The 3,071-nt window shown below is 51.2% G+C and carries 5 protein-coding genes; 4 read left to right on the top strand and 1 reads right to left on the bottom strand.

Features of this window, described 5'->3' with window-relative positions; all coding sequences use genetic code 11:
• Nucleotides 1–778 (bottom strand): molybdopterin-dependent oxidoreductase (locus HWQ67_RS15250; RefSeq protein WP_218253541.1); only part of this gene is annotated, 778 nt, incomplete at its 3' end.
• Nucleotides 779–878: 100 nt separating this feature from the next.
• Here HWQ67_RS15250 and HWQ67_RS20660 point away from each other — a divergent pair.
• The 4 genes from HWQ67_RS20660 to obgE all read left to right on the top strand — a co-directional run bounded on the left by HWQ67_RS20660 (nucleotide 879) and on the right by obgE (nucleotide 2,920).
• Complete coding sequence (locus tag HWQ67_RS20660; protein WP_218253543.1) at nucleotides 879–992, top strand: DUF29 family protein; 114 nt, start codon at nucleotides 879–881, stop codon at nucleotides 990–992.
• Nucleotides 993–1,095: 103 nt separating this feature from the next.
• A complete protein-coding gene (gene rplU / locus HWQ67_RS15240) occupies nucleotides 1,096–1,434 on the top strand; it encodes a 50S ribosomal protein L21 (protein ID WP_218253540.1) in 339 nt (112 codons plus the stop codon).
• Nucleotides 1,424–1,684, top strand: coding sequence for a 50S ribosomal protein L27 (gene rpmA, locus HWQ67_RS15235; protein ID WP_040335476.1), 261 nt, complete (start codon nucleotides 1,424–1,426; stop codon nucleotides 1,682–1,684). The genes rplU and rpmA overlap by 11 nt, the downstream gene beginning before the upstream one ends.
• 153 nt (nucleotides 1,685–1,837) lie before the next feature.
• Complete coding sequence (gene obgE, locus HWQ67_RS15230; protein ID WP_255317314.1) at nucleotides 1,838–2,920, top strand: GTPase ObgE; 1,083 nt, start codon at nucleotides 1,838–1,840, stop codon at nucleotides 2,918–2,920.
• Nucleotides 2,921–3,071: the final 151 nt, after the last annotated feature.

Genomic DNA, 3,071 nt, shown 5'->3' with positions numbered 1-3,071 from the left:
GGGCAAGGAGAAAGGCCAGATCGGTGCCGGGTTTGACGGACAACCATTCGTTAGCGATCACGGCAGTTTCGCTGTGTCTGGGGTCTACGACGACGATTTTGGCGCCCCTGTCCTTTGCCAGGGTAAGTTCTTTCATTTGATATAGTTTGATACCGCCGGCTGGGTTTCTGCCCACGATTATGAGATACTGACAGTGTTGTATATCGCTGTCGGGGAGGCCGCCATATGTTGCGTTAAATCCGGCATTGCGTGCCGTGTAACAAGTCGAGCCGTGCGAACAGGTGTTGGGTGAACCAAGGGCGTGCATGAATCGAAACGACAGCGCGGCATTGGCCATCGGATACTGCAACCAAAAGACTGACTGCGGCCCGTGCTCCATGATTATTAGGTTTAACTGCACCGATATCTCTTTAAAGGCCTGCTCCCACGTGATTGGCTCATACGTGCCGTTGTCGGTTCGCTTTAGAGGTTGTCTCAGGCGAGCAGGCGAGTACAGTTCGTGTATGTATCCGTGTCCGCGGGGACAGACGGAGCCGCCGTTGTTGTGTGTCTTGGGATTGCCCTCCACCTTCCATATGCGATTGTCTTTTACGTAGACGTAGATTCCGCAACGGTTTGCGCCACAACCGTGACACTGCGTAGGAATCTTTTTTATCTCCGTCGGCCTGGAGTTGTTCTTACGCCACCAGTCAAAGCCAAACAAGCTGCTTACGGCAACCGTCGTGCCACCAACCTGCTTGAGGAAACTCCGTCTGCTTATCTTATCCCGTTGCATCATTTTGGTTATTATACCACAAAAACCGGTCAATAAAAATTTCCTTCGACCCCCGCCCCCTTGACAATAGTCATATGGATAATGTTAACATAATGAGGAATTTATAACGGCCAAACGCCTGTTTGAAGTTGAAACAAAGATTAACGCCAAGCAATTACCTGAGACCTGCCCCTACACTTTTGAGCAGTTGATGGATTACAGTTACCTGCCTGGGTAGTCCTTCATATTTCGGAAAAATTAAAAACTCAACAGGTTGACAATGGGTACCGGCTTTATATAGAATATAACTATTAAGCAAAGATTCAGGAGGTATAGATTAGGTGTTCGCAATTATAGAGACAGGTGGCAAGCAGTACAAGGTATCACCTGAGGACAGGGTCAAGGTTGGAAAGTTGGGTCCGAAGGAAGGGTTTGAGGTCGGACACCAGGTAGTGATAGATAAGGTGCTGGCGATCTCTGACAACAGCAAGGTGACAGTTGGTGCTCCCTATGTATCCGGCGCCACGGTAAAGGGACAGGTACTGTCAAATGGACGCACCAGGAAAATAGAAATATTTAAAATGAAACCCCGGAAGGCTCACAGAAAGTACAGGACACATCGGCAGGGCTTCACTATACTTAAGATAGATGAAATAGTGGGAGGTAGCAATGGCTCATAAGAAAGGCGTTGGCAGTACAAGAAATGGCAGAGACAGTCAATCCAAGCGGTTGGGAGTCAAAAAATATGGCGGTCAGGTGGTAAAGGCCGGCAACATCTTGGTCAGACAGCGCGGGACCAAGTTTCATCCGGGTGAGAACGTTGGCATCGGTTCAGATGACACCTTGTTTTCCATGATCGCCGGAGTGGTCACCTTTGAGAGAAAGGACAGAACCAGACAGAAGATCAGCGTATATCCGGTAACTGCATAGTAATCCGGCACAAATAACACTCACGCGCTGTGCGGCGCCACAAAGCCAACGGTGGCAGTTGTGACACCGGTAGGGATTTGTGGGAGGCCATAAAGGGAGGCTATCACAAAAGAGCGGGCGTTTTGACGTGCCGCTTTTTTTGCTTTGTTGATTATGAAATTTGTTGATTATGTAACCATATACGCCAAGGCTGGTCATGGAGGCAGGGGATGTGTCAGTTTCAGACGCGAGAAGTATATCCCCTGGGGCGGACCAAACGGAGGGGATGGGGGCGTAGGAGGAGATATCGTCTTTCGGGCCGACAGTCAGTTAAACACCCTCCTTGATCACAGGTACAGGAAACACTATCAGGCCAAAAACGGCGGCCACGGCATGGGCAAGGACATGCACGGCAAAGATGCCCCCAACCTTGTCATAAGGGTTCCCGTGGGCACTGTCATCAGGGACCAGACCTCCGGGCAGGTCATCGCAGACCTCACCGAGGACGCCATGGAGGTCGTTGTCCTGCACGGTGGACGCGGCGGCAAGGGCAATGCCCACTTTAAGACATCGACCTTTCAATCGCCCAAGTTCGCCCAACCGGGCGAGGATGGTCAGGAGGCATACCTTATACTCGAACTGAAGCTCCTGGCAGACGTTGGCCTCATCGGGATGCCAAATGCCGGAAAGTCAACCCTCTTGGCAAGCATCTCATCGGCCAGACCCAAGATTGCCGATTATCCATTTACTACCCTGGTGCCAAACCTCGGGGTTGTCAAGATGAAGGACTACACCAGCTTTACGGTGGCCGATATCCCCGGCATCATAGAAAACGCACACTTGGGGGCAGGACTTGGTTTGCAGTTTCTCAGACATGCCGAGCGCACATTTATGCTCCTGCACCTGGTTGACGTCAGTGACGACATCGAACTTGACCCCGTCGAGGCTCTTATACAGACAAACAGGGAACTCTCCATGCACAACACCGACCTGGCAGCCAAGCCACAGACCGTCATTGCAACCAAGCTCGACATCGCACGTCAGGGACACAGACTCGACCTGCTGACGGCGTACTGTGAACAATCCGCCATACCGTTGTTTAAGATATCTGCCGCATCAAACGAAGGGATCAGTCAGTTGATCGGCTACCTCTCCACCGTCATCGGGCAGGGCAGGGCTGAGGTTGCAAGGGGGGCAGCCCGTCAGTCTGCGGCGGAAGAGGCACTAAGCACTCATGAAGTTCTGGAGAGTATATAGTTCGTCCTTAAAAAAAAGAAAGAAGGTGAGCAAGGAACCAGCGGTAGCACTCCATTCAAACGTGGTCACGTTGCTCACGCATAGCAACAATGCCATATTACACAGGTATAAAAGTGGCTTAAATCCTTGCAACCACGGTTGATTGTGGTAC

Origin of the sequence: Candidatus Magnetobacterium casense, from assembly GCF_019173545.1 — a bacterium.
In the GTDB taxonomy this organism is placed as follows: Bacteria; Nitrospirota; Thermodesulfovibrionia; order Thermodesulfovibrionales; family Magnetobacteriaceae; genus Magnetobacterium; species Magnetobacterium cryptolimnobacter.
The sequence above is the reverse complement of the archived record's forward strand: the minus strand, read 5'-3'. Positions and strand labels throughout refer to the sequence as shown.